The organism is Agrobacterium sp. 33MFTa1.1 (genome assembly GCF_004328495.1).
In the GTDB taxonomy this organism is placed as follows: Bacteria; Pseudomonadota; Alphaproteobacteria; order Rhizobiales; family Rhizobiaceae; genus Agrobacterium; species Agrobacterium pusense.
Window position 1 is genome coordinate 316756 of sequence record NZ_CP036358.1, and the last position, 24578, is coordinate 341333.

A 24578-nucleotide genomic window follows, 5' to 3' on the forward strand; every position below is an offset into this window, starting at 1 on the left:
CTGGTCAAATATTCTGTCCAGTTCTCTCGCTCGCTGTATCAATGCCTGCGGCAACACGGCATCTGCCTTTTTGAATTGGCTTTTGTTAAAGCGGTCCCGACAGGGGCACTACAGCGGATTTTTCTGTCAGGTGGATCAAAACAGTGACATCGGCGTCGATCGTGGTGTTGTCATCACAAACGATGCCTTAGACATCAGCCATAAAAGCGGGGACGATATCGCAATGGCAAAGGGTAGATTTGCATTCGCAAGCGCGCCGGAACGGTCGCTGGCATTGGGCGAGGTGCATGCGCGGCCGACGGTGCTGCTTGCCCCGTCGCGCATCATCATCCAGCTTGCCTTCATGATGGATGGTGGCTCGGCCGTGCACCATTCCGTCATTGCGGAAATGTCGCGCAGCCGCGGTGTTGCGCCGCCGGAACGCGATGCGCGTCACCACGCCATGCCGTGGGGGCAGGGGACCTTGCGCTGGGAGCGACATACCGAATTTTCGACCTGGTTCTGGGATGGCCCTGCGCCGGAAAAATTTGGCGGGGAGATTGCCGGCGATCCCTTCGGTGACGGCTTTTCGCCGCCCGGCTCGCTGATCTCGGGCGTGCGGCTGGAAATTCGGCCGGAGAGTGGTTTTACCTCGCAGGCGGAAACAATCTTCGAGCCGACCAGCCTCTGTCATAGCGACGTGCGCGACGGTCAGGCGGCCATCCTCACCGATTTCAGGCAGGATCGCGATGGGCTGACGCAGATATTGGTGATCGACCGGGGCCTCAGCGATTACAGCCGCGGCGCGCTGGTGCAGCGGCTGCTGGATATTGAAACCTATCGCACGCTTGCCATGCTCGGCCTGCCGATGGCGCAGACGCTCTCGCCGGAAATCCGCCGCATCGAGGATGGCTTGACGGGCATCACCCAACGCATGAAAAACGGCGCGCGTGACGAGGCGGATGCGCTGCTGGCCGAAATGACCCGGCTTGCTGCGGAACTCGAAGCCAATGCCGCCCTCAGCCTCTATCGTTTCGGTGCCAGCCGCGCCTATGACGGCATCGTGCGCGAACGCATACGGGCGCTCGCGGAAACGCCTGTTCATGGCCATGAGACGATGGGCAGTTTTCTGGAGCGGCGCATGGCGCCGGCCATGCGCACCTGCCAGTCGGTGGAAGAGCGGCAGGCGAACCTGTCGCGCAAGCTCTATCGCGCCACGGCTCTGGTTCGAAGCTGGATTGATGTGGAGCTGGAACGGCAGAACACCGTGCTACTCAATACCATGAACAAGCGCGCCGCCATGCAGCTTCGCCTGCAGCAGACGGTGGAAGGCCTGTCTGTCGCCGCCATCTCCTATTATGTCGTCGGGCTTATCGGTTATCTCACCAAGGCAATCAGCCATGATGTGCTGCCGGTCGACCCGGCCGTGGTCACCGGCGTTTCCGTGCCCTTCGCCGTGCTTGGCGTCTGGTGGGTAGTGCGCCGCATCCGCCGCTCCCATGCGGAGGGCGGGCACTGAGTGTCAGCCCTGCTCCCAATAGGGCGACGGCCCATAAAGCGCGGCGAGATAATCGATGAACAAGCGCACTTTGGCGGGCAGGAACTGTCGGCTGGGATAAACCGCCGAGAGTGTGACGTTGCGCGACCCTTCATAACCGGGCAGCACCTGCACCAACTTCCCGCTTCGCAATTCATGGCCGATATCCCATGTCGAACGCAGCGCAACACCAAGCCCTGATATCACCGCCTCACGGATCACCTCGCTCGAATTGGTGACCAGCATGCCTTCAGGCCGAATGCTGAGCGCGCCGCCCGGTCCCTCCAGCCGCCAGATGTCATTATTGTGCGCCGGCAGGCAGCGATGTTTCTTCAGATCCTCGATCGTATCCGGCATGCCATGCGCGGCTACGTAGTCGGCCGAGGCGCAAAGCACGCGCCGCACCGGTGCCAGCCTGCGGGCCACGAGGCTGGAGGAGTTGAGATCGGCGATACGGATCGCCAGATCGTAACCGCCCTCGATAATATCGATGAACTCATCGCTCAGCACCAGATTGACCGACAGGTCCGGATGCCGCTCCATGAATGTCTTCAGATGTGGCGCGATATGCATGCGCCCGAAAGAGGTGGGTGCGGAAACCTTCAGCGTGCCGTTGACGGTATTGGCCCGGCCGGAGACGAAATCCTCCGCCTCTTCCAGCCCTTCGAGAACAGCCAGCACCCGTTCGTAAAAGCCTTGCCCCGCTTCGGTCAAAGAGATTTGTCGCGTGGTGCGCTGGAACAGCCGGGCACCGAGCTTTTCTTCCAATCGCTTGATGCGCTTGGAAATGACGGCGGGCGAATAACCAAGCTCCTTGGCAGCAAGCGACATGCTGCCGGAGGCGGCAACGCTGGCAAAGACTTCGAGATCACCCAGATTTGTCATAGTTGCCCTCGATTGTTTCCAGAATAGAAAAAATCCATAACATTTGATTGCGCAGATTCAAAGTGGTAAAGAAACAATACCAGTTATCGGCACGGAGGAGCGGCGGTGACGCAGCCTATAAAGTTTCTGGAGCCGCGCGCTCAGGTCTTGGCGGATCGCGAACGAATTATCGCCGACCTCAAGACCGTCCTGCCTGATGACTGTCTTGTGCACGAGCCCCGCGAACTCGTGCCTTTCGAGACCGATGCTTTCGTTTCCTATCGCCGTCTGCCGCTCGCCGTCGCTTTGCCGAGAACGACGGAGGAGGTGGCGGCTGTCATGACATATTGCCATCGCTCCGGCATTCCGGTCGTGCCGCGCGGGGCCGGCACCTCGCTTTCAGGCGGCGCCATCCCGCAGGAAGACGCCGTGGTGATCGGCCTGTCGAAGATGAGTGCGATCCTTGAGCTTGATTTTTACAATCGCACGGCGCGGGTACAGGCGGGCGTCACCAATCTCTCCATCTCCGATGCCGCAGGCGCGGAGGGTTTCTTTTATGCACCCGACCCCAGCTCGCAGCTTGCCTGCACCATCGGCGGCAATATCGGTATGAATTCCGGCGGCGCGCACTGTCTGAAATATGGCGTCACCACCAATAATCTGCTTGGCGTCAAGATGGTGCTGGTCGATGGCACGGTGCTCGAGCTGGGCGGCAAGCATCTGGATGCTGCAGGTTACGACCTGCTCGCGCTTGTCTGCGGCTCCGAAGGCCAGCTCGGTATCGTGACGGAGGCAACGGTGCGCCTCATCGCCAAGCCGGAGGGCGCGCGCCCGGTGCTGTTCGGTTTCGAAACCTCCGAAGAAGCGGGCTCCTGCGTCGCGGATATCATTGGCGCGGGCATCATCCCTGTTGCCATCGAGTTCATGGACAAACCGGCCATCGAAATCTGCGAGGCCTTCGCCAAAGCGGGATATCCGCTTGACGTCGGTGCGCTTCTGATCGTGGAGGTCGAAGGCTCCGAGGCGGAAATGGACGCCATGCTGGCCGATATCGTGGCCATTGCCCGACGACATGGCGTGAAGACGGTGAAGGAATGTCAGTCGGCAATGGAGGCGGCCGCGATCTGGAAAGGCCGCAAATCCGCCTTTGGCGCAACGGGTCGTATCGCGGATTATATCTGCATGGACGGCACGGTGCCGCTCTCCCAGCTTTCCCATGTGCTGAAAAAGACGAGCGAAATCACCGATCGCCTCGGCCTGCGCGTCGCCAATGTCTTCCATGCCGGTGATGGCAACATGCACCCGCTGATCCTGTTCAACGCCAATGACCCTGACGATGCGGCCCGTGCGGAAGAAGCGGGCAACGAAATTTTGAAGCTCTGCGTAGATGCCGGCGGCTGTTTGACCGGTGAACATGGTGTGGGCATCGAAAAGCGTGACCTGATGCGCCACCAATATGGCGAGGCCGATCTCGCCCAGCAGATGGCGGTGCGAGCAGCCTTTGACGAGGGCTGGTTGATGAACCCTTCCAAGGTGTTTCCGCTGGAGGGGAGGGGTTGATGGGCGCTGGATTTATGATGTTGCAGGGTGTGGCTTACCCCCCTCTGCCCTGCCGGGCATCTCCCCCTCAAGGGGGGAGATCGGCAAGGGGAGAACACCCTGCCCATGGAACGGGTGAGTGCGGTATATCGATCTCCCCCCTTGAGGGGGAGATGCCCGGCAGGGCAGAGGGGGGTATCACTTGCTCGAAGGCAACAATCGCATGCTGACGCCCTACGCGGAAACCCAGGTCGCCGACATCATCCGCGATCATGCCACGCGCAAAACCCCGCTGAAAATCTTCGGCGGCAACACTCGCTCCGGTTTCGGCAATGCGGTGACGGCGGAGACCGTGCTGACCTCCCGTGCGATGAACGGTATCGTTTCCTACGTCCCCGCCGAAATGGTCATGACTGCCAAGGCTGGCACGCCGCTCGCAACTGTCGAAGCGGCGCTGGCAGAAAATCGCCAGATGATGGCCTTCGAACCGATGGACCATCGCCCCATCATGGGCACCCATGGCGAACCGACCATTGGCGGCGTCTTTGCCGCCAATGTTTCCGGTCCGCGCCGCTATGTGGCGGGTGCGGCGCGCGACAGCCTGCTGGGCATCCGTTTCGTTAATGGCAGTGGCGAGATCATCAAAGCCGGCGGCCGGGTGATGAAGAATGTCACCGGTCTCGATCTGTCGAAGTTTCTCGCTGGTTCTTTCGGCACGCTTGGGTTCCTCACCGAAGTCACATTCCGCGTGCTGCCGAAACCGCCCGTCGAAAAAACCGTTGTCGTGTCCGGCCTTGATGACGAGGCGGCGACACGCATCATGGCGGCGGCGATGGCGATGAGCGTCGAGGTCTCCGGCGCGGCGCATCTGCCTGAAAGCGTGCGTTCCAGCTTTATCGATGGCGGCTTGCCGGAAGGACCGGCCACCATTCTGCGTCTGGAAGGCCTTGCGGCCTCGGTGGAGGCCCGCACGGCTAAACTCCTGTCGGTCATGGATCGCGTCGGACCCTGGGCGCTGCTGGAGGGCGAGGAAAGCAGTCTTTTGTGGCGGCAGGTCCGGGATGTCGCGCCCTATGTCGGCCAATCCGCCAAGCCGCTCTGGAAAGTCTCGGTAGCGCCTTCGATGGGCCACCAGCTTGTTGCGGCGCTGCGCATGGAGGCAGGCATCGACGCCTTCTATGACTGGCAGGGCGGCCTGGTCTGGATGCAGATGGAGGCGGACCCCGAAGCCCATCTGCTGCGCGGCGCAATCCGTGCGCTCGGCGGTGGCCATGCCACGCTGGTAAGGGCGAGCGATGCTGTGCGCGCCAAAGTCGCGGCCTTCGAACCGCGCCCGGCGGCGGAAGCACTGCTTTCCGCGCGTATCAGGGAGAAGCTCGATCCCGTGGGCATCTTCAATCCCGGCAAGATGGCCGTAACGATGGAAAGGGCCGTCTGAACCATGCAAACATCCTTCACGCCTGAGCAGCTGGCCGATCCACATGTGGCGGAATCCGAAAAAATCCTGCGCAAATGTGTGCATTGCGGCTTCTGCACCGCCACCTGTCCCACCTATGTCACGCTTGGCAACGAGCTGGATAGCCCGCGCGGCCGCATCTACCTCATCAAGGACATGCTGGAAAACAGCCGTCCGGCCGACCGCGAGGTGGTCACCCATATCGACCGCTGTCTTTCCTGTCTTGCCTGCACCACCACCTGTCCCTCCGGCGTGGATTACATGCATCTGGTCGATCATGCCCGCGCCCATATCGAGCAGACGTACAAGCGCCCCTTCATGGATCGGCTGATCCGCAATCTTCTGGTCGGCATATTACCCCATCCTGCCCGTTTCCGGCTGGCCCTGCATCTGGCCCGTCTGGCACGGCCTTTCGCCGGTCTTTTTGCAAAGGCTCCCGCGCTGAAACCGCTGCAGTCCATGCTTGCTCTCGCACCGGCCGCGGTCCCTCCAGCGTCGGCGTCAAGCCGCCCGGGCGCGCGACCGGCCGAAGGTGAAAAGCGGGGGCGCGTCGCCATTCTCACCGGCTGCGCCCAGCCGGTGCTTGATCCCGGTATCAATGAGGCGACGCTGCGGCTGCTTACGCGGCTCGGTATCGAGGTCGTTGTGCCGAAAGGGGAGGGCTGCTGCGGTTCGCTGGTGCATCATATGGGGCGGAAGGAAGAGGCGCTGGCTTCTGCTCGGCGGAATGTCGATGTCTGGACGCGCGAGATGGAGAATGGCGGTCTCGACGCCATCATCATCACCGCGTCCGGCTGCGGCACCACCATCAAGGATTACGGCCATATGCTTCGGCTTGATCCGGCCTATGCCGAAAAAGCCGCGCGGGTCTCGGCTCTGGCAAAGGACATCACCGAATACCTCGCCACGCTCGATCTGCCGCAACAGCAAAGCCAGGGGCTGACGGTCGCCTATCACTCCGCCTGCTCCATGCAGCACGGTCAGAAGATCACGCTTGCGCCGAAACAACTGCTGAAGGCGGCGGGTTTTGCCGTGCGTGATCCGGCGGAAGGGCATCTCTGCTGCGGCTCGGCCGGAACCTACAACATCCTGCAACCGGAAATTTCCGGCAAGCTCAAGGCGCGCAAGGTGAAGAACATCGAGGCCACGCGGGCAGATGTCATCGCGACAGGAAATATCGGCTGCATCACGCAGATCGGAACCGGCACGGACATGCCGATCCTGCACACTGTCGAGCTTTTGGACTGGGCTTATGGCGGGCCGAAGCCGGCTAGACTCTCGGTTTAGAACGCCGCGCACCAGTAAAGCCCGTCGTGCATGAGAAAAGATTCGCCTGAGCGTCGTCGCTCTCGTTTCCTCATCCCTGTGCTTGTCACGGGGATCCAGCCAGTCCTTGGGCCGAGAAGATTCTTTCCGTCACGCGGACGCGCATCGTCCAGATTCCTGTGACAAGCACAGGGAGTGAGGGTGAGGGGATGCCCACCGGCTGCGAGGATGCGCCCCGCTTCCCAAGCCACCACTAGAACTTATACGCCACACCGAAATTCACCGCATTGGTGATGATGTCGGTCTTCAACGAGCCGCCGTTGTCAATATCGACATCGACGAAGGAATAGGTGCCCTTATATTCCACGAAGGTCGACCAGCTGTCGGTGATGCGGTAGCTGAGGCCGGCCTGCGCCTGCAGCGTTGCGCCGCCGAACTGGTATTCGAAAGTCTTGCCGGAGGGGCGGTACACTTCCACATGCGGCACGTTGATGCCGACGCCGGCGCCGACGTAAGGGGTGATCGGCAGGGATTCCAGCGGAAAGCGGTAGAGCGCGTTCAGCGTCAGTAGGTTCAGGCCGTCGGTGAATTCGAAATGCGACCAGCCTGAGCGGGCAAGCGTCTGGTCATCGGCATAGACCTTGTCATGGGTGAAATCGAGCGAGATACCGAAATTCCGGAGCTGACCCTCATCGAACCAGTAGGTGCCGCGCACGCCCCAGTAGGGCGGGTTGGAAAAGGACTTGCCTTCCCATCCGGCGCGGAAATCCGGACCGTCGGAAACTTTCACATCGCTGTGCGGTGCGCTTTGCCAGCCGCCGTAACCGGAAATTTCGAATTCGCCCGCGATTGCGGCAGAGAAGGAAACGCCGCTGAAGAGCAGGGCGCAAACAAATGAAGTATGGCGCGGCATGAAGTGAATCCAGATTGATATCAGTAATTCACCAAACCGTTTTTTGATAACATTTGAATGACAGAAACGAAAAACGGGCGGTCGATTGACCACCCGCTTTAAGGCCGTTCCGTCATCCCCCTGAGAGAGGTTCGGCGCCTGGCGTCCCCCGCCAAGTCTCATTCCGCTGAAGTGAGCCGGATTGTACCGCCGCAGGGCGGTAATTCAAGCGGATAAGCCGATACGCCCGTTCCGAAGCGGCCGGAAAGGCTGAACCGTTGCCGTCATATCACAATGACCTTGGTTCCGACGTTGACGCGCTCATAGAGATCGGTGACATCCTCGTTGCGCATGCGGATGCAGCCGGAGGAATTGTTGCTGCCGATCGTCCAGGGCTGGTTGGTGCCGTGGATCCGGTAAAGCGTCGAGCCGAGATACATGGCGCGCGCGCCCATCGGGTTGGCGGGGCCGCCTTCCATGAAGGCCGGCAGGTAATGTCCTTTTGCCGCCTCTCGGGTGATCATTTCCTTCGGCGGGGTCCAGCTCGGCCATTCCGCCTTACGGGTTACCTTGTGAGTTCCAGCCCATTCAAAACCGGGCTTGCCGACGCCGACGCCATAACGCCGGGCCTTGCCATCAGCAAGCACGAGATAGAGGAAACGGTTCGGCGTATCGATGACGATAGTGCCGGGTTTTTCATTGGTCGGATAGGTGACGATCTGCGGCAGGAATTGCGGCGCGATCTGGGTACGCACCGGCGCATTGGGGCGTACGGCTGCATTCTGCACCCGTGCCGGGCGCTGCGATGTGACGCCGGAGCTGGGGCGCTGCGGCATCGCGGCCTGGCGCTGCTGGAAGAACGGCTGGCGTGCGGCAGGTGCGCGCGGATAGACAACGGGGCGCACGTTGCCGCGGCCGCCGAGCTGGGTTACCCATGGCGCAGAAAGATCCGGGCTGACGACGACGGGCGGACGCTCGCGATAACGTTCATTGGCCATGGCGGCAGGGACGGCGAGGGTGGAAACGAGGCTCAGCGCCAGGAAAACGGACTTCATCGTCATCGGGTGGACTCTCTCTGCGGGACGTCGCAACTATGGATTTGCGGGATCATTCTCCCGCTTTGCCGAACACGTTCGCACCTTGACGCCAGCGAATCGTAAATGGCTGTTCATTAAAAAGCGCTTGATTAAGGAAAGCTGATTTTAGGGTTAGCACCCCGTTTTGAAACGTGGTGAATGAGTGGTAAGTGCAGTCTTTAAGTGGTCGCAGGCGGAGTGGAAAAGGTGGTCACGGAAATGATCGAGGCGGGACTTGAAACGGGCGCGGATGGCCTTGTTCGGTGCTTCTGGCAGCAGGGGCTTGCGGATTACAGCCGATATCACGACGAGGAATGGGGTTATCCCGTCACCGATGATCGCCGCCTGTTTGAGAAAATTTGCCTGGAGGGCTTTCAGTCCGGCCTCTCCTGGCTGACGGTGCTGCGCAAGCGCGAGGCTTTCCGTCTTGCATTCGCCAATTTCGAGTTCGAAAAAGTGGCCGAGTTCGGCGAGGCCGATATCGAGCGCTGCCTTGCCGACAAGGGCATTATCCGCCATCGCGGCAAGATTGTTTCCACCATCAACAACGCCCGCCGCGCCGTGGCTCTGCGGGACGAGTTCGGGTCGCTCGCCCGATATTTCTGGGGTTTCGAACCGGCTGCCGCAGAAAGGCCGCAAAGGCTGGACTATGCGACTTTAAGGGCCAACCCGACCAGCGCCGCCTCCATCCGCCTTTCCAAGGATCTGAAGAAGCGGGGCTGGACCTTTGTCGGCCCGACGACCGTCTATGCATTCATGCAGGCCATGGGTATGGTCAACGATCATATCGAAGGCTGTCATTGCCGCCAGCCGATAGAGGTCATGCGGCGGGAGTTTGTACGTCCATGAAGGTAACCCCCCTTCTCCTGGCGCTTGCCATGGCCATGGCCGCCGTGCCGCACCCCTCCTTTGCGGAAGGCCGCAACGTTGACGGTATCTGGCTGGATGACGGCGAAAGGCTGAAGGAGGTGGCGTTGCCACCGGCCGGTCCGCTGAAGCTCGAGGGCTGGACGCGCCGCGGGCGCGGCGATGTTTATCGTCTGAAGGTGAAGGCAGGGCAGACGGTGAAGGTCGAGCTTGCCGCCTCGAGCGAATTCGTATTGATGGCGATCTTCGATTTTTCGACCCCGGATGAAGATGCGATTTTCTTCAGCGATTCCCAGGGCAAGGTGGCGACGCTGACACCAAAGGCAGATACCGAGTGGTTGATTCGCCCGACGCTCATTCTCGGTTCGCCGCGCCGCGGGCTCGGTGCGCATTATACACTTACTGTCAGCGCCGGCGAATAAAGCCGGAAGCTGGCTCAGGCCGTCTGGGTCAATACGATCAGGCCAAAGCTCAGGATACCCAGCAGCAAGAGAGACAGGCTGGCAGCGAGGATGACCTTGCCGCCGGCGTGGCGAAGGCTGCGGATATCGACCGAAAGGCCCAACGCCGCCATCGACATGATGGTGAGGATGTTTGAGAGAGAGGCGACGGGGGCAAGCAGGACTTCAGGTATGAGACCGAATGACCGGGCCATGATCATCAGCACGAAGCCGATGATGAACCACGGAACCATCTGCTGCAATCTGAGGCGTCCCTTGTCCGACCGGCCGTGGACGACGGAGAGGGTGGCGATGACAGGTCCCAGCATCAGCACGCGGATGAGCTTCACGATGGTGCCGGTTTGCACGGCAATCGCGCCAAGCGGGGCGGTGGCGGCCAGAACCTGCGGCACGGCATAGACCGTAAGCCCGGCGAAGATGCCGTATTGGGTGGCGTCGAGCCCGAGAAGCTGCGGCAGGAATGGCATCAAAAGCACGGCGGCGACACCGAGAACCGCGGTAAAGGCAATCGAGGCGGCGACATCTTCCGGCTTGGCGCCGATGGCGGGGGCCGCAGCGGCAATGGCGGAATTGCCGCAGATGGAATTGCCGCAGGCAATCAACGTCGCGAGCTTGGGCGGGAGGCCGAGCATCCGCCCGGCGGCATAGCTGACGACCAGTGACAGCGCGACGATCAGCGCAATGCCGCCTATCAGCAGACCGCCCGCGCCCTTGAGGATGGACAGGCTGAGTGATGCACCGAGAAGCGCCACGGCGATTTCAAGCAGGGTCTTGGCGCTGAACTTTATGCCGGCGGAAGCGGCTGCGGGCAGAGCCACCAGCGAACGCAGCATGGTCCCGATCAGAATGGCGAGAACGAGATCGCCAAGCCAGGCATGGCCCGCAAGCCGCACCTGAAAGCGCTCCGCCAGAATGGCGGCGCAGCTGACGGCCGCACAGAGGAGAATGCCCGGAAGAAGCGGGGCGAGCCAGCGGAGCGAAAACTGGAAGGGATGAGCAAGGGTGCGATGTTGGGCCATGACCAGACCATGCCGCAGCAGCCTGTTTTATTCTATCAAATAATATGGCATATATTATTCGATAAAATCGAATGAAAAACCATGACCTTTGAGCAGCTCCGTATTTTCATAGCCGTAGCCGAACGCGAGCACCTGACAAGGGCTGCGGAAGCCATCGGTCTGACCGCCTCCGCCGTCAGCTCCGCCATCAAAAATCTCGAAGCCTTTTATAATGTCGAACTGTTCCACCGCGTCGGACGCAACATTGAGTTGACTGAAAGCGGCCGGGTGTTTCTGGGTGAAGCAAAGGCGACATTGGCGCGTGTGCGCAATGCGGAGCTAATTCTCTCCGAAATGGGCGGGCTGACGCGCGGCGAAATCACCGTCTGCGCCAGCCAGACCATTGCGAGCTACTGGCTGCCGCCGATCCTGATGCAGTTTAAGAAGCTCTATCCCGGTGTCACCGTGCGGCTGGATATCGGCAATACCAAGACCGTGACGCAGGCGGTGCTGGACGGTCTTGCGGAGGTGGGTTTCATTGAAGGCAGGATCGATGAGCCGGCTCTGATGGTGCAGCCGGTGGTGTCTGACAAGCTTCTGGTCGTCACGGGCTCCGCCCATCCCTTTGCCGATGGCCGTTATCTCACCGCGCTGGATATCCTCTACGGCACTTCATGGGTTCTGCGCGAGCAGGGCTCCGGCACCCGCTCCGCCTTCGAGGCGGCGGTGCGGCAGATGGGCGTGGATCCGGGTGAACTCTCGGTCATGCTTGAACTGCCGTCCAACGAGGCGGTGGTGATGGCGGCACGCTCCGGCGGGGCTGCGACGGCGGTTTCAGCCTCAGTGGCATCCCTCTTCCTGCGGCAAGGCCTGCTCGTTCGCGCTGGTATTGATCTGCCCGCCCGCAACTTCGCTTTGTTGCGCCACAAGGAACGCCACACCAGCCGGGCAGCCATGGAGCTGGAACGCCTCAGCCGCGCGGCATCGGAGGATTACAAGGCCGGTCTTGCGGGGTTATAGTAAAGCGCGGGGTGGCAGGCGGCGTTCGCGCGTTCGCCGTCGTATGGGAAAGCTGTCGCAAGTTTCTTCTCCCCGCCGGGGGAAGAAATATGCCGCAAAGTTGCCGGAGGAGCGCCATAGCCGGCGCTCCCCTTCAACAGTAGCAATCACTTGCCCCTGGACTTCAGCCAGGCCTTCATCATGGCGATTTCGCCTTCCTGCGCCTTGATCACTTCTTCGGCCAGCTTGCGGATTTCCGGGTCCTTGCCGTATTGCAGTTGGACCTTGGCCATATCGATCGCCCCCTGATGATGCGGGATCATGCCGCGCACGAAATCGACGTCGGCATCACCACTATAATCGATGGCCATATTGCCATGCATCTTTTTGCTGGCTTCCATGAAGGCCTGGGTGGAAGCGCTGTCGCTCATGCTGCCTTTTGACATGTCGTGTCCGGCATGGCCGCCCGCGTCCTGTGCAAAAGCGGGCATGGCGAGAGAGGCCGCAAAAGCGGCGGCGAGCGTAATGGTCTTGATAGACATGGATTATCCTTCCTGTGTCTGACGGATTTTTCGAAAGTCGGTCTGAAAAATCTGCAGTCAGGCGCGGGGAGGCGGTAGCGGCGGCGCGAAAGCCTTGCCGTCAAACACAGTGCCGCGTTGCGGCTTCGGATAGGCGAATGCCATCCGCCCGGCATCGGCAAAGATCATTCGTGGGACCACGATCAGGCAGGCGGCGCAGGAATCCGGATGTGAAGCATCGTTGCCGTGGGGGCAGCAACCGCCCGTTCCCGCGTCATGAGCGGCATTCTCCGCAGGCGTTTGAGAACCGTGATCTTGCGGGTGTGATTGGGTATCTTGATGTTTCATCGGCAATTGCGAGGAAACAACCATGCCTGTCGGCATGCTCATCGCCATCTGCGCCGGCATCGCGCCGTAAAGCAGGCAGGCAAGGAACATCAATGTGCGGACCACATGGGGCATGATGTGAAGTTACCGCTGAAATTATGGAATAAGCATGACGATCAGGTCAGTTCGCGTGCAATGACGTGGTGCACGATGCGATAATCCCTGCTTTCCTCGCCAAGCGGCGCGAGCGGCCACTCCCATGCAGCGGCGGGCGCGGGAAGCTCAATGCCGTGCAGCAGGTCTTCGTGCTGGTGCAGGCTTCCATCCTTGCCGATGACGTCAAAGGCGGTGTCCGTCACGAGGCACACCTTGCAGGGCAGACCGGCCAGCGCATCGAGATGCGTATGAATGAGTTTCGGCAGGAGATCATCAGGCGTAGCCGCTATTTTCTGCCGTTCCAGCCGATGCTGTGCACCCGTACCGATCTGCGACAGCAGGTTGGCCGAGACGACAAAATCGAGATAGGGCACCCGCCGCAGGAAATCGAGCGGTTCCGCCGGTCGGCCGGCCATGAGATCATCGAAGCCGGAAAGATCGCGATTGGCGATGCGGACGTTCTTTTTGGCATTGAGCCGCAACTTCGCCTGCACGCTGGCGAGATGTACCAGATCGACCAGAACGACGGTATCGAACATCGCCACCAGCGCCTCATGGGGCACATCCCGCAACAGGCCGGACCCCAGCACCACGGCGGTCCGTCTCTGCTTCAGCTTTCTCGCCGATTGCAGCACGAATTGCCGGCTGTTGTTTTCATGCTCCGCCCAGGCTTTGGCGCAACGATTGGCGCGTGCCCAGAGATTGACGGAATAGCGGATATGCGGCCGGAATTCTTTCGGCGTGACCGCGCGTGTCGCGGCATATTGCAGGGCTTCGAGGATCATGAATGCCTAACGGTAAATTTCGCGGCGATGGCCGATTCGACCACCAGCACGATTAGCTTGTGATCCTGTATATCGCAGATGATGCGATAATCGCCCACCCGGTAGCGCCAATAATTGCCGAGTTCGGAGCCTTGCAAGGCGGCACCAGTCTGGCGGGGATTTTCATTTTGCACCACCCTGTCTGCCAGAAACGAAACGATGCGGTTCGCATCTTGCTTCGCCAGCTTTTCAAGCTGCTTGACGGCGCGGTGCTGAAACTCAATTTTCCAGGTCAAGATTGCGCATCACTTCTTCCAGAGTATAGGTGCGCTCATTGTTTGCGATCCGTCGCCGCGTCGCCTCTTCGGCGAGATAAAGATCTTCCATATCTTCGATATGCTTCTCGATCGCCTCGCGAATGTAATAGGCAGATGTGCGTCCGGTGCGCTCGGAAAGCGCTTTCAGCCGCTCATAGGTCTCATCCGGGAGGCGGATGGCCGTCTGTTTGCTCATCGCTTGCGTCCTTTCCGACTAAAATGGGATACATGCATCCCATATAGCATCACTTGTCCTTCGCGGCCAGTAAAACCGGAGCCTTTGCGGCTTGCCGCACAGGGCTTCATCCTCTAAAGCATGTCTCCCAAAAGTGCGCAGCGGTTTTGGGATAAAGACATGCGTAAAAACAGAATTTAAAGCGCGGCGCGCTTCAACACCGGCATAATTTCAGGAAAATATCGGATCGGCATCATGAGCGAAAAAGCAAAAAAGCCTCAGAAACTGAAAGCCCGCCTGCCGCGCGGCTTCGTGGACCGCTCGGCTGCCGATATCCATGCCACCAACGAGATGATCGACAAGATCCGCAGGGTTTATGAGCTTTACGGTTTCGACCCGATCGAAACGCCGCAGTTCGAATATACCGATGCGCTCGGCAAGTTCCTGCCGGACAGCGATCGTCCGAACGAGGGCGTGTTTTCGTTGCAGGATGACGACGACCAGTGGATGAGCCTGCGCTACGATCTGACGGCGCCGCTCGCACGCCATGTGGCTGAAAACTTCAACGAAATCCAGCTGCCATACCGCACCTATCGCGCCGGTTATGTCTTCCGCAATGAAAAGCCCGGCCCCGGCCGTTTCCGGCAGTTCATGCAGTTCGATGCCGATACGGTGGGTGCTGCCGGCGTGCAGGCGGATGCCGAAATGTGCATGATGATGGCGGATACGCTGGAAGCACTCGGCATCAAGCGCGGAGATTACGTTATCCGAGTCAACAACCGCAAGGTGCTCGATGGCGTCATGGAAGCCATCGGTCTCGGTGGCGAGGAAAATGCCGGTCGTCGTTTGAACGTGCTGCGCGCTATTGATAAGCTCGACAAGTTCGGCCCTGAGGGTGTGAAGCTGCTGCTCGGCCCCGGCCGCAAGGACGAGTCCGGTGACTTTACTAAGGGTGCCGGTCTCGGTGACGAGCAGATCGAAAAGGTCCTGTTTTTCGTCGGCATCAAGGATTATGCGGCGAGCGCCGATGATCTGGCGAAACTGGTCGCGGGCACCTCGAAAGGCGAGGAGGGCGTTGATGAACTAAACATCATCGGCGCTCTGGTCTCCAGTGCCGGTTACGATGCGGATCGCATCAAGATCGACCCCTCGGTCGTTCGCGGCCTCGAATATTATACAGGCCCGGTCTATGAGGCCGAGCTCACCTTCGACGTCACCAACGAAAAGGGCGAAAAGGTCGTGTTCGGCTCCGTCGGCGGCGGCGGCCGTTATGACGGCCTCGTCTCCCGCTTCATGGGCCAGCCGGTTCCCGCCACGGGCTTCTCCATCGGCGTTTCGCGTCTGATGACGGCGCTGAAGAACCTCGGAAAGCTCGGTCAGGTGAAGCCGCTCGCGCCTGTTCTCATCACCGTCATGGATGGTGATGTGGAGAGTATGAGCCGTTATCAGCGCTTCACCCAGGCGCTGCGGGCCGAAGGCATCCGCGCTGAAATGTATCAGGGCAACTGGAAGAAATTCGGCAACCAGCTGAAATACGCCGACCGCCTCGGTTCCCCCATTGCCATCATTCAGGGCGGTGACGAGCGCGCCGAAGGCGTGGTGCAGATCAAGGATCTGATCGAAGGCAAGCGCCTCTCCGGCGAGATCGAGGACAATGCCAGCTGGCGCGAGGCGCGTGTGGCCCAGGTCAGCGTGCCGGAGGCCGAGCTGGTGGCAAAGGTCCGCGAGATTCTGGAGCATCAGGCAGAGGACGTTCGCCGCGCCGCCGAAGGGCGCTGAAGCCATGGGGATCTTTGCGCTCGACCATGTTCAACTGGCGATGCCGGCTGGCCGTGAAAAAGAGGCGCGGGCTTTTTACGGGAGCCTGCTCGGCTTTGCGGAACATGCAAAACCGGCCAATCTGGTTGCCCGCGGCGGCTGTTGGTTCAGCCGGGGTTCGATAAAACTGCACCTGGGCATCGAGCAGGATTTCCGACCGGCGAAAAAAGCCCATCCGGCGTTTCTGGTCGATGACTTGGCAGACTTGCGAAAAACACTTGAAACAGCGGGCTGCCATGTGGTTGAGGATGAACCGCTTGAGGGATATCACCGGTTTTATGTCCATGATCCCTTCGGAAACCGCATCGAAATGATGCAGCCGCTCGAACCGTGACGAAAAGTACCGTTCCATGCCCCTGATCGACATGCCGGAGTTTTCCGGAGAGCTACTGGAAGAATTCGCCGCGCGCCGCACGAGTCGCGTGAACACGCCCGTCATCCAGCCTGCGGAACCGTTTCTGGATATGGCTGGCGAGGATTTGCGCCGCCGTATCTTCATGACGGAAAGCGAGACGGGTGAGAGCCTGTGCCTGCGGCCCGAATTCACCATTCCCGTCTGCCTGCGCCATATCGAGACGGCGACCGGCACACCCAAACGTTATTCCTATCTCGGTGAAGTCTTCCGCCAGCGCCGCGAAGGTGCGAACGAATTTTATCAGGCCGGCATCGAGGATCTCGGCGATACCGATATTGCTGCCGCCGATGCGCGTGCCGTCATCGATGCCACCGGGATTCTGCAGCGTCTGCTGCCGGGCCGGGCGCTTGCCGTCACCCTGGGCGATCAACAGGTGTTCGAGGCGGTTGTTGCCGCCCTTGGTCTGCCGCTCGGCTGGCAGAAGCGGCTGGTACAGGCCTTCGGTGACATGGCGCAGCTTGACGCGCTGCTGGAAAGCCTCATGCATCCCAAGCCGATGACCGGGCTGGACGCCCGCGTTGCCGGGCTATTGGCGACCGGGGATGAGGCGGTGCTGGTCGATTATCTCGATACGGTGATGCAGGAAACCGGCTACTCCACCAATGCAAGCCGTTCACCACAGGAAATCGCCCGCCGCCTGAGGGAAAAACTGGCCCTTGCGGCCACACGTCTACCGGATGACAGTTTTGCGCTGCTGAAGCAGTTCCTCGCTTTGAAGGCGCCTCTGCCGCAGGCCTCGCAGGTTCTGGCCGATTTTGCTGCGAAGGCGAAGCTGAAACTGGACGGAGCGCTTTCCGCTTTCGACAAACGTGTCGCAGCTCTTTCTAACGCGGGCGTTGACCTCGAAACCGTCACCTATGGCGCGGCGTTCGGTCGTCCGCTCGACTATTATACCGGCCTTGTTTTCGAGGTGGTGGAAGCGGGTGGAGATAGTGTTCTCGCCGGTGGCGGCCGTTTCGACCGGCTGCTGACGCTGCTCGGCGCACAGGAAAAAATACCGGCCGTGGGCTTCTCGCTCTGGCTGGATCGCATCGAAACGGTGCGCGGGAGTAAGCCATGATCACCATCGCATTGCCCTCCAAGGGCCGGATGAAGGAAGACTCCTCCGCCGTTCTGGAACGCGCCGGGCTGAAAGTCGCTGCCGTCGGCAATGATCGTTCCTATCGCGGCCGCGTCGAAGGGCGCGACGATATCGAGATCGCCTATCTGTCGGCGTCAGAAATCGCCCGCGAGATCGGCGCCGGCACGGTGGATTTCGGCGTGACCGGGGAGGACCTTGTGCGTGAAGGGCTGACCAATGCCGATGCGCAGGTGGAATTCTGCGCCCGTCTCGGTTTTGGGCATGCCGACGTCGTGGTCGCCGTGCCGGAAATCTGGCTGGATGTGGACAGCATGGCAGATCTGGGTGATGTCGCTTCGGAGTTCCGCGCCCGCCATGGTCGAAGGCTCGCCATCGCCACCAAATACTGGCGGCTGACGCAGCAGTTCTTTTCACGCCAGCACGGCATCCAGCTTTACCGCATCGTCGAAAGCCTCGGTGCCACCGAAGGCGCGCCGGCGGCGGGGCAGGCGGATATCATCGTTGATATCACCTCCACGGGTTCGACGCTGAAAGCCAACCATCTGAAAATTCTCTCCGACGGTATCATCGTGCGTTCGGAAGCCTGCTTTGTCCGCGCCCGCAAACCGGAACATGACGGCGATGGAAGGATTGAGGAGATCGCGTCGCGCATCAGGGCGGCGGTCTGAGCATCAAAACACAAAAGCCGCTGGATCGCTCCAGCGGCTTTTTCGTTGGCGGGACGCCTGAATTAAGCGTGAGCCAGAGCGACGCCGCGCTTTGCATCGACGGAATAAGCGCCGGGACCGAAGGCGGCGAGCAGGATGTAAGCGCCGGCCAGGGTGATGTTTTTCATCAGCATGATGCCGTTCAGCGCATTGATCCAGCCAAGCGCCGGGTCAGGCCAGCCGGGAACGGCAACGGTGCCGCTGTGGAAAACGAGGCCGGTGAAGACGCAGAAGACGGCAAGCGCCCAGGCGGCGATTTTCGTCTGGAAACCGACGAGAATGGCAAGGCCGGTCACGAGTTCGAAGAGGCCTGCGAGATATGCAAGCGCGGTTGCGGCAGGCATGCCGGCACCGGCGATCATGCCGGCCGTACCGGCCGGATCGGTCAGCTTGCCGAAGCCGGCATAGATAAAGATGAAGGAAAGCAGAATGCGGGCAATAAGAACGAGAACGTTCTGGCTGCTGGACATGGAAATCTCCGGTAAATGATCGGCGTTTCGCCGGTTGGGGCAATGTCTGGAGATATCAATGACTGAAAATCATTCGCCCATAAAGATGAACAACAGAAGACGAATTGTCTTTATTTTGTGAACGATGGTGAAACCGGAAACAGGATATCAGGCGGCGAAGCGCATGTCTTCGAAACGGGGAAACAGGAACAGTCCCGTGATACGACCGGGCTGGCCATCTTCAAAATTGAAGGATTCACCCATGCAGATGACCGGTTGCCGCAGGGCCGGCAACATCGAGATGCCGGTTGAAAAGCAGAAACGCGAGGGGGCGGAAGAAGCCTGTTCGAATAGTTCCAGCACCCGGGCGTGGTCAGCGCGGTCGTAACAGCGGACAAGGCTGAGCAGGCCGCATTCACCCGGCGGCAGGCCATGCATGAAAGATGCGTGTTCGCCGAGCCGGATGACACCGCTCGAAAGCTCACTGCTCCATTCTTCCGAAATGAAGAAACGCGCCAAAGTCCGTGGATCCGGTGTGGTGGGAGCCGTTGCGGGCAAAGCATCGTTGCGTCTTGATATTTCGAACAATTCGCGCCCCCGTATGAACATCGCGCCGGCGCCGCTTTTGAAGCGTTATCGCCGGGTCGAACTTCCACCGCCATCCGCAGTCGGACGTATCTGCCAGGCATCGAAACCCCTTCAATGCTTGCGTCCCGTCGCGGCACCCTTACGGGGGCTGCTTATAGTTTATTTTCTTCTACCTACAACAACCAGTCAGTGAGAAATATAAAAATAATATGTATTTCTTCTTCAAAACCGCGAGACTTGTGAAAAGCCACAACTAAATAGCGTACTTACAGGTCACTTGGCGCCGATATCGGGTCCCGTGGTGATGATGATTCGCAGCAGCGCCACCGCAATATTCCATGAGCCGCAAAAAAACGGCGGGATAAATGCGGCGCTGTTCCAAAACGGGACAATATTTGAGCCCTTCCGCGTGGGCCTTCGAAATTGTGCAACCGGTTGATTTTACGAGGCATCTCTCTGGGAAGTGCCGACGTTCTGCTCAGTCTGGCGTCGAGCTTCATAGACGCGCCCCTTTTTCTTCGGCCGGGAAACAAGGCCGATCCGACGAGTGCCGTTCCTTATCCCGATGACAGGACTGATTAGAAGTCCATGCCGCCCCGTCTGGCGCGCTGGCGACGCTGGACCACTCAAGGGGCATGGGCGGCCAAAGAAAAAGGGCGATCCGAAGACCGCCCATTCATTATTCCGATGACAGAACTGGTTAGAAGTCCATGCCGCCCGTCCGGCGCGTTGGTGACACCGGACCACTCAAGGGGCATGGGCGGCCAACGAAAAAGGGCGATCCGAATACCGCCCTTTCATTATTCCGGTGACAGGACTGATTAGAAGTCCATGCCGCCCATGCCGCCGCCCGGCATTGCCGGCATCGGAGCGTCCTTCTTCGGAAGCTCGGCGATCATGGCTTCGGTGGTGATCAGCAGCGAAGCAACCGAAGCTGCGTTCTGCAGAGCCGTGCGGACAACCTTGACCGGGTCGACGATGCCGAGCTGGATCAGGTCGCCATATTCGCCGGTCTGGGCGTTGTAGCCGTAGTTGTCTTCGTTCTTCTCGAGGATCTTGCCAACAACGATGGAAGCTTCGTCACCAGCGTTGTCTGCAATCTGGCGAACCAGAGCCTGCAGGGCGCGGCGGATGATGTTGATACCAGCTTCCTGGTCGTCGTTTTCGCCCTTGACGGCGATCTTCGTGGACGAACGCAGCAGAGCCACGCCACCACCAGGCACGATGCCTTCCTGAACTGCAGCGCGCGTCGCGTTGAGAGCGTCGTCGATGCGGTCCTTCTTTTCCTTCACTTCGACTTCCGTCGAACCGCCAACGCGGATAACGGCAACGCCGCCAGCGAGCTTGGCAAGGCGTTCCTGCAGCTTTTCGCGGTCGTAGTCGGAGGTGGTTTCTTCGATCTGGGCCTTGATCTGGGCAACGCGACCTTCGATGTCGGACTTCTGGCCGGCGCCGTCAACGATCGTGGTGTTTTCCTTGGAGATCGAAACCTTCTTCGACTTGCCGAGCATGTCGAGCGTAACGTTTTCGAGCTTGATGCCGAGGTCTTCGGAAATGACGGTACCACCGGTCAGGATGGCGATGTCTTCCAGCATGGCCTTGCGGCGGTCGCCGAAGCCAGGAGCCTTGACGGCAGCGATCTTGAGGCCGCCACGCAGCTTGTTGACGACGAGCGTTGCAAGAGCTTCGCCTTCGACGTCTTCAGCGATGATGACGAGCGGCTTGCCGGTCTGAACGACAGCTTCGAGAACCGGCAGCATGGCCTGGAGGTTCGAGAGCTTCTTTTCGTGCAGGAGGATGTAGGCGTCTTCGAGGTCAGCCACCATCTTTTCCGGGTTGGTCACGAAGTAGGGCGACAGGTAGCCGCGGTCGAACTGCATGCCTTCGACGACTTCGAGTTCGGTTTCAGCGGTCTTGGCTTCTTCAACGGTGATGACGCCTTCGTTGCCGACCTTCTGCATTGCTTCAGCAATGTCGAGACCGATCTGACGTTCGCCGTTTGCGGAGATCGTGCCGACCTGCGCAACTTCTTCAGAGGTGTTGATCTTCTTGGCCTTGGCCTGAAGGTCCTTGACGACTTCAGCAACGGCCAGATCGATACCGCGCTTCAGGTCCATCGGGTTCATGCCGGCAGCGACTGCCTTGGAACCTTCGCGAACGATGGCCTGGGCCAGAACGGTCGCGGTGGTGGTGCCGTCACCGGCGATGTCGTTGGTCTTGGAGGCAACTTCGCGAACGAGCTGTGCGCCCATGTTCTCGAACTTGTCTTCCAGTTCGATTTCCTTGGCGACCGAAACGCCGTCCTTGGTGATGCGCGGAGCGCCGAAGGACTTGTCGATAACGACGTTACGACCCTTCGGGCCGAGGGTTACCTTCACTGCATCAGCAAGAACGTCGACGCCCTTGAGCATCTTTTCGCGTGCTGTGCGGCCGAATTTTACTTCTTTGGCTGCCATTTTCAAAACTCCTGGTTTCGAATGGCCGGACGGGGTCCGGCTTGAAATTTAAGGAAGGATGGGGTGGCCGAAATCAGCCGATGATGCCCATGATGTCGGCTTCCTTCATGATCAGAAGGTCTTCGCCGTTGAGCTTGACTTCGGTGCCCGACCACTTGCCGAACAGAACGCGATCGCCAACCTTGACGTCGAGAGCGACGACCTTGCCGGCTTCGTCACGTGCGCCGGAACCGACGGCGACGATTTCGCCTTCCTGCGGCTTTTCCTTGGCGGTGTCGGGAATGATGATGCCGCCCTTGGTCTTTTCTTCGGACTCAACGCGACGAACAACGACGCGATCGTGAAGCGGGCGGAAATTGGTGCTTGTCATTGTCTAATCCCTCGATCAAATGACTGCGCGAGCTTTTGGAACTCGCCTGATGGGTGTTAGCACTCTCGTTTATCGAGTGCCAGCGGAACCGAGATAAGGAGGGCTTCTTCCGGAGTCAAGAACGCCCTGTCTGAAAAATTTCATGGCCTATGGTTACCAGCGTTCCATGACAGGAATTTCTATGTCTGCGCGATGCTATGAAGCTTCAAATCGGGAGGCTGGAAGGCTCGAAAAGCGCGCCGCTGTCTTCCTCCGGCTTGTCCCGGGAATATGATCTGCCAACGCATTGATTTTCGTGACGGGTTTGGATGCGCGGGATAAGCCTGAGGATGACGTCGAGTGTGACGCGCCATTCCGTTCAGTCCGAAGCCCGGACCGGCGGCGCTTTTTTCCTTGCCATCGGCGTCCCGCTTTGCGATGTGACGCACACACTCTTCTCGCATCCGGAAAGCATCTCATGGCCCACCGCATTCAAACTCTCGGCGAAATCACTGATGGGTTCGACGTTATCCTGTCGGATGTCTGGGGCGTGCTGCACAATGGCGTCAGCGCCTTTCCGGACGCGGCCATTGCCCTGAGAAGCGCGCGCGAGGCCGGCAAGACCGTGGTTCTCATCACCAATTCACCGCGTCCCGCGCCCGGCGTCATCGCCCAGCTGCGTGTGCTCGGCGTGCCCGACGAGGCCTATGACCGCATCGTCACCTCGGGCGATGTAACGCGTGGCCTGATCGCGGAAGGCCCCAGAAAAGTCTTCCTGCTGGGACCGCAGCGGGACATGCCGCTGTTGGAGGGTCTCGATGTCGAGGTGGTTGGCGAGGCCGACGCGGACTCCGTGGTCTGCACCGGCTTCTTCGACGACGAGACGGAGACGCCGGAGGACTATACCGAAATGCTTAAGGGCTTTATTGCCCGCAACGTGCCGATGATCTGCGCCAACCCGGATCTGGTGGTGGAGCGCGGCGAGCGCATCATTCCCTGCGCCGGCGCCATGGCCGCCTATTACGAACAGCTTGGCGGCGAGGTTCGCATCGCCGGAAAGCCGCATGCGCCGATCTATGAGGCCTGCCTTGCAGCGGCCAAGGAGGTGCGCGGCGCCTTCGCCAAGGATCGCGTTCTCGCCATCGGTGACGGCATGCCGACGGATGTGAAGGGCGCGATTGCGAGCGGTCTCAACCTTCTTTATATCAGCGGCGGTATTCACGTCGCCGAATATACGCTGAACGGCCAGACGGACGAGGCGCTTCTCAATGCCTATCTCAAGGGGCAGGGCGCTTCACCCGGCTGGTGGATGCCCCGACTTGCCTGAGGACGCATTTCTACGCCTCGCCTCGGGAATAGCTGGCGCTGGAATGGATCGACTGTCATGACCGTCTTTCACCGCAATGAAAAAAAAGAGCCGCTGCCCGAAGCTCTTCGTGGCGGCGTCGTCGCCATCGGCAATTTCGATGGCGTGCATCGCGGCCACCGGGCCGTGCTGGATCGCGCGCTGGAACTGGCGGAAGCCCGCGGCGTCCCCGCGCTGGTGCTGACCTTCGAGCCGCATCCCCGTTCCGTGTTCAGGCCCGATACGCCGGTCTTTCGCCTCACGCCTGCGCCATTGAAGGCGCGCATCCTTGAGGCCATCGGTTTCCGCTCGGTCATCGAATATCCGTTCGACCGCGAGTTTTCGCAGCGCTCGGCGGAAGAGTTCGTCCAGTCCATCCTGATTGACTGGCTGCATGCGAGCGCCGTCGTCACCGGTTTCGATTTCCATTTCGGCAAGGGCCGGGAAGGTGGGCCGGCATTCCTGATGGAAGCCGGAAAACGCCATGGCTTCGATGTGACGCTGGTGGACGCTTTCCGCGACGAGGGCGCGGATGTCGTCTCTTCCAGCCGGATACGCTCGCTTCTGTGCGAGGGTGATGTGGCGGGCGCCGCAGGCCTGCTTGGTTACCGTTTCACGGTGGAAAGCGAAGTCATCGGCGGCCAGAAGCTTGGCCGCACGCTGGGTTACCCCACCGCCAACATGGCGCTGGCGCCGGAAACGGAACTGAAGGCCGGCATCTATGCCGTCCGCTTCCGCCGACCCGATGGCTCGATCCGCGACGGCGTGGCGAGCTTCGGTTATCGCCCGACGGTCACGGACAACGGCGCGGCGTTGCTCGAAACATTCGTCTTCGATTTTTCGGGCGATCTCTATGGCGAGGTCTGTTCGGTCTCTTTCTTCGGGCATCTGCGCGATGAGTTGAAATTCGATGGTCTCGATCCGCTCGTGGCGCAGATCAAGCGGGATGAAGAAGAGGCGAGGGCGATGCTGTCGGGTGTGCAGCCGCTGAGCGAAGTGGATGCGAAGATCGCGTTTTGAGCAGGCTGTGGGGCATGTCCTTATTCGCCCGCCCCTTGCCGTCGCTTTTCTCTTCCTTTTTACCGGAAAACCGCATAAACAACCGGCCATGTCCCAATACCGGTTGAAATTTGCAGTTCAGATTGGCCGAATTATTGGCCCGGCCTTCCGCCCGCT

Annotated in this window: 25 protein-coding genes and 1 pseudogene; 13 read left to right on the forward strand and 13 right to left on the reverse strand. The window is 60.1% G+C overall.

The genetic code is table 11. The features are described 5' to 3' along the window. The first annotated feature begins 223 nt into the window (after nucleotides 1-223). Entirely contained in the window at nucleotides 224-1498 is a 1275-nt protein-coding gene (locus tag EYD00_RS01535) for a DUF3422 family protein (RefSeq protein WP_004440163.1), read from the forward strand. Nucleotides 1499-1501: 3 nt separating this feature from the next. Here EYD00_RS01535 and EYD00_RS01540 read toward each other — a convergent pair whose 3' ends face one another. Further along, on the reverse strand, nucleotides 1502-2401 hold the full coding sequence (locus tag EYD00_RS01540; RefSeq protein ID WP_004440165.1) for a LysR family transcriptional regulator: 900 nt from the start codon (nucleotides 2399-2401) through the stop codon (nucleotides 1502-1504). A gap of 105 nt (nucleotides 2402-2506) precedes the next feature. Between EYD00_RS01540 and EYD00_RS01545 the strand changes: the two genes are divergently transcribed. The 3 genes from EYD00_RS01545 (at nucleotide 2507) to glcF (ending at nucleotide 6662) form a co-directional block, all read left to right on the forward strand. Beyond that, nucleotides 2507-3940, forward strand: coding sequence for an FAD-linked oxidase C-terminal domain-containing protein (locus EYD00_RS01545; RefSeq protein WP_004440167.1), 1434 nt, complete (start codon nucleotides 2507-2509; stop codon nucleotides 3938-3940). Nucleotides 3941-4142: 202 nt separating this feature from the next. Beyond that, nucleotides 4143-5357, forward strand: a complete 1215-nt coding sequence (gene glcE / locus EYD00_RS01555) for a glycolate oxidase subunit GlcE (RefSeq protein ID WP_034496299.1) — start codon at nucleotides 4143-4145, stop codon at nucleotides 5355-5357. A 3-nt stretch (nucleotides 5358-5360) separates the two neighbouring features. Further along, nucleotides 5361-6662, forward strand: coding sequence for a glycolate oxidase subunit GlcF (gene glcF, locus EYD00_RS01560; protein WP_004440171.1), 1302 nt, complete (start codon nucleotides 5361-5363; stop codon nucleotides 6660-6662). A 232-nt stretch (nucleotides 6663-6894) separates the two neighbouring features. Here glcF and EYD00_RS01565 read toward each other — a convergent pair whose 3' ends face one another. Together EYD00_RS01565 and EYD00_RS01570 are read right to left on the reverse strand one after the other, a co-directional pair. Then, nucleotides 6895-7554: an outer membrane beta-barrel protein gene (locus EYD00_RS01565; protein ID WP_004440172.1), complete on the reverse strand. Its 660-nt coding sequence runs from the start codon at nucleotides 7552-7554 to the stop codon at nucleotides 6895-6897. 263 nt (nucleotides 7555-7817) lie between these two features. After that, nucleotides 7818-8594: a L,D-transpeptidase gene (locus EYD00_RS01570; RefSeq protein WP_004440174.1), complete on the reverse strand. Its 777-nt coding sequence runs from the start codon at nucleotides 8592-8594 to the stop codon at nucleotides 7818-7820. 234 nt (nucleotides 8595-8828) lie between these two features. On the opposite strand from EYD00_RS01570, the gene EYD00_RS01575 reads away from it, so the two are divergent. Together EYD00_RS01575 and EYD00_RS01580 are read left to right on the forward strand one after the other, a co-directional pair. Next, nucleotides 8829-9458 carry a DNA-3-methyladenine glycosylase I gene (locus EYD00_RS01575; RefSeq protein WP_004440176.1) on the forward strand — a complete coding sequence of 210 codons (630 nt, stop codon included), beginning with the start codon at nucleotides 8829-8831 and terminating at the stop codon, nucleotides 9456-9458. After that, nucleotides 9455-9898 (forward strand): hypothetical protein, encoded by a 444-nt coding sequence (locus EYD00_RS01580; RefSeq protein WP_004440178.1) that lies wholly within the window; start codon nucleotides 9455-9457, stop codon nucleotides 9896-9898. The genes EYD00_RS01575 and EYD00_RS01580 overlap by 4 nt, the downstream gene beginning before the upstream one ends. 14 nt (nucleotides 9899-9912) lie before the next feature. Here EYD00_RS01580 and EYD00_RS01585 read toward each other — a convergent pair whose 3' ends face one another. After that, nucleotides 9913-10956 carry a YeiH family protein gene (locus tag EYD00_RS01585; protein ID WP_004440180.1) on the reverse strand — a complete coding sequence of 348 codons (1044 nt, stop codon included), beginning with the start codon at nucleotides 10954-10956 and terminating at the stop codon, nucleotides 9913-9915. Between the two features lie 81 nt (nucleotides 10957-11037). On the opposite strand from EYD00_RS01585, the gene EYD00_RS01590 reads away from it, so the two are divergent. Continuing rightward, on the forward strand, nucleotides 11038-11955 hold the full coding sequence (locus EYD00_RS01590; protein WP_004440182.1) for a LysR substrate-binding domain-containing protein: 918 nt from the start codon (nucleotides 11038-11040) through the stop codon (nucleotides 11953-11955). 146 nt (nucleotides 11956-12101) lie between these two features. Here the strand turns inward: EYD00_RS01590 and copM are convergent, their stop codons facing one another. The 5 genes and pseudogenes from copM to relB all read right to left on the reverse strand — a co-directional run bounded on the left by copM (nucleotide 12102) and on the right by relB (nucleotide 14215). Next, a complete protein-coding gene (copM, locus tag EYD00_RS01595; RefSeq protein WP_004440183.1) occupies nucleotides 12102-12476 on the reverse strand; it encodes a CopM family metallochaperone in 375 nt (124 codons plus the stop codon). A 57-nt stretch (nucleotides 12477-12533) separates the two neighbouring features. Continuing rightward, complete coding sequence (locus tag EYD00_RS01600) at nucleotides 12534-12917, reverse strand: hypothetical protein (protein WP_234899157.1); 384 nt, start codon at nucleotides 12915-12917, stop codon at nucleotides 12534-12536. A gap of 41 nt (nucleotides 12918-12958) precedes the next feature. Beyond that, nucleotides 12959-13723, reverse strand: coding sequence for a hypothetical protein (locus EYD00_RS01605; protein WP_004440184.1), 765 nt, complete (start codon nucleotides 13721-13723; stop codon nucleotides 12959-12961). A gap of 6 nt (nucleotides 13724-13729) precedes the next feature. Further along, nucleotides 13730-13998, reverse strand: a pseudogene (locus EYD00_RS01610) (type II toxin-antitoxin system RelE family toxin). Beyond that, a complete protein-coding gene (gene relB, locus EYD00_RS01615) occupies nucleotides 13982-14215 on the reverse strand; it encodes a type II toxin-antitoxin system RelB family antitoxin (protein ID WP_004440186.1) in 234 nt (77 codons plus the stop codon). Before relB ends, EYD00_RS01610 begins: the two are co-directional and overlap by 17 nt. 234 nt (nucleotides 14216-14449) lie before the next feature. On the opposite strand from relB, the gene hisS reads away from it, so the two are divergent. From hisS to hisG, 4 genes are read left to right on the forward strand one after another with little or no spacing between them, the layout of a single operon-like run. Next, the gene (hisS, locus tag EYD00_RS01620) at nucleotides 14450-15973 is read left to right on the forward strand and encodes a histidine--tRNA ligase (RefSeq protein WP_004440187.1); all 1524 of its coding nucleotides are present in this window, start codon (nucleotides 14450-14452) and stop codon (nucleotides 15971-15973) included. 4 nt (nucleotides 15974-15977) lie between these two features. Next, a complete protein-coding gene (locus EYD00_RS01625) occupies nucleotides 15978-16346 on the forward strand; it encodes a VOC family protein (RefSeq protein WP_004440188.1) in 369 nt (122 codons plus the stop codon). Nucleotides 16347-16362: 16 nt separating this feature from the next. Then, on the forward strand, nucleotides 16363-17487 hold the full coding sequence (locus tag EYD00_RS01630) for an ATP phosphoribosyltransferase regulatory subunit (protein WP_004440189.1): 1125 nt from the start codon (nucleotides 16363-16365) through the stop codon (nucleotides 17485-17487). Next, nucleotides 17484-18176: an ATP phosphoribosyltransferase gene (hisG, locus tag EYD00_RS01635; RefSeq protein ID WP_004440190.1), complete on the forward strand. Its 693-nt coding sequence runs from the start codon at nucleotides 17484-17486 to the stop codon at nucleotides 18174-18176. Before EYD00_RS01630 ends, hisG begins: the two co-directional genes overlap by 4 nt. Nucleotides 18177-18238: 62 nt before the next feature. Here hisG and EYD00_RS01640 read toward each other — a convergent pair whose 3' ends face one another. The 4 genes from EYD00_RS01640 to groES form a co-directional block, all read right to left on the reverse strand. Beyond that, nucleotides 18239-18685: a DoxX family protein gene (locus EYD00_RS01640; protein ID WP_004440191.1), complete on the reverse strand. Its 447-nt coding sequence runs from the start codon at nucleotides 18683-18685 to the stop codon at nucleotides 18239-18241. Nucleotides 18686-18832: 147 nt separating this feature from the next. Beyond that, nucleotides 18833-19273 carry a hypothetical protein gene (locus tag EYD00_RS01645; RefSeq protein WP_004440192.1) on the reverse strand — a complete coding sequence of 147 codons (441 nt, stop codon included), beginning with the start codon at nucleotides 19271-19273 and terminating at the stop codon, nucleotides 18833-18835. An 800-nt stretch (nucleotides 19274-20073) separates the two neighbouring features. Next, a complete protein-coding gene (gene groL, locus EYD00_RS01650) occupies nucleotides 20074-21708 on the reverse strand; it encodes a chaperonin GroEL (protein WP_004440194.1) in 1635 nt (544 codons plus the stop codon). Nucleotides 21709-21781: 73 nt separating this feature from the next. Further along, entirely contained in the window at nucleotides 21782-22078 is a 297-nt protein-coding gene (gene groES / locus EYD00_RS01655) for a co-chaperone GroES (protein WP_004440196.1), read from the reverse strand. Nucleotides 22079-22535: 457 nt separating this feature from the next. Here groES and EYD00_RS01660 point away from each other — a divergent pair, with 457 nt between their 5' ends. Both EYD00_RS01660 and EYD00_RS01665 read left to right on the forward strand, forming a co-directional pair. Next, entirely contained in the window at nucleotides 22536-23384 is an 849-nt protein-coding gene (locus EYD00_RS01660; RefSeq protein ID WP_004440197.1) for a TIGR01459 family HAD-type hydrolase, read from the forward strand. Nucleotides 23385-23441: 57 nt separating this feature from the next. After that, nucleotides 23442-24422 (forward strand): bifunctional riboflavin kinase/FAD synthetase, encoded by a 981-nt coding sequence (locus tag EYD00_RS01665; protein ID WP_004440200.1) that lies wholly within the window; start codon nucleotides 23442-23444, stop codon nucleotides 24420-24422. The last annotated feature ends 156 nt before the right edge of the window (nucleotides 24423-24578 follow it).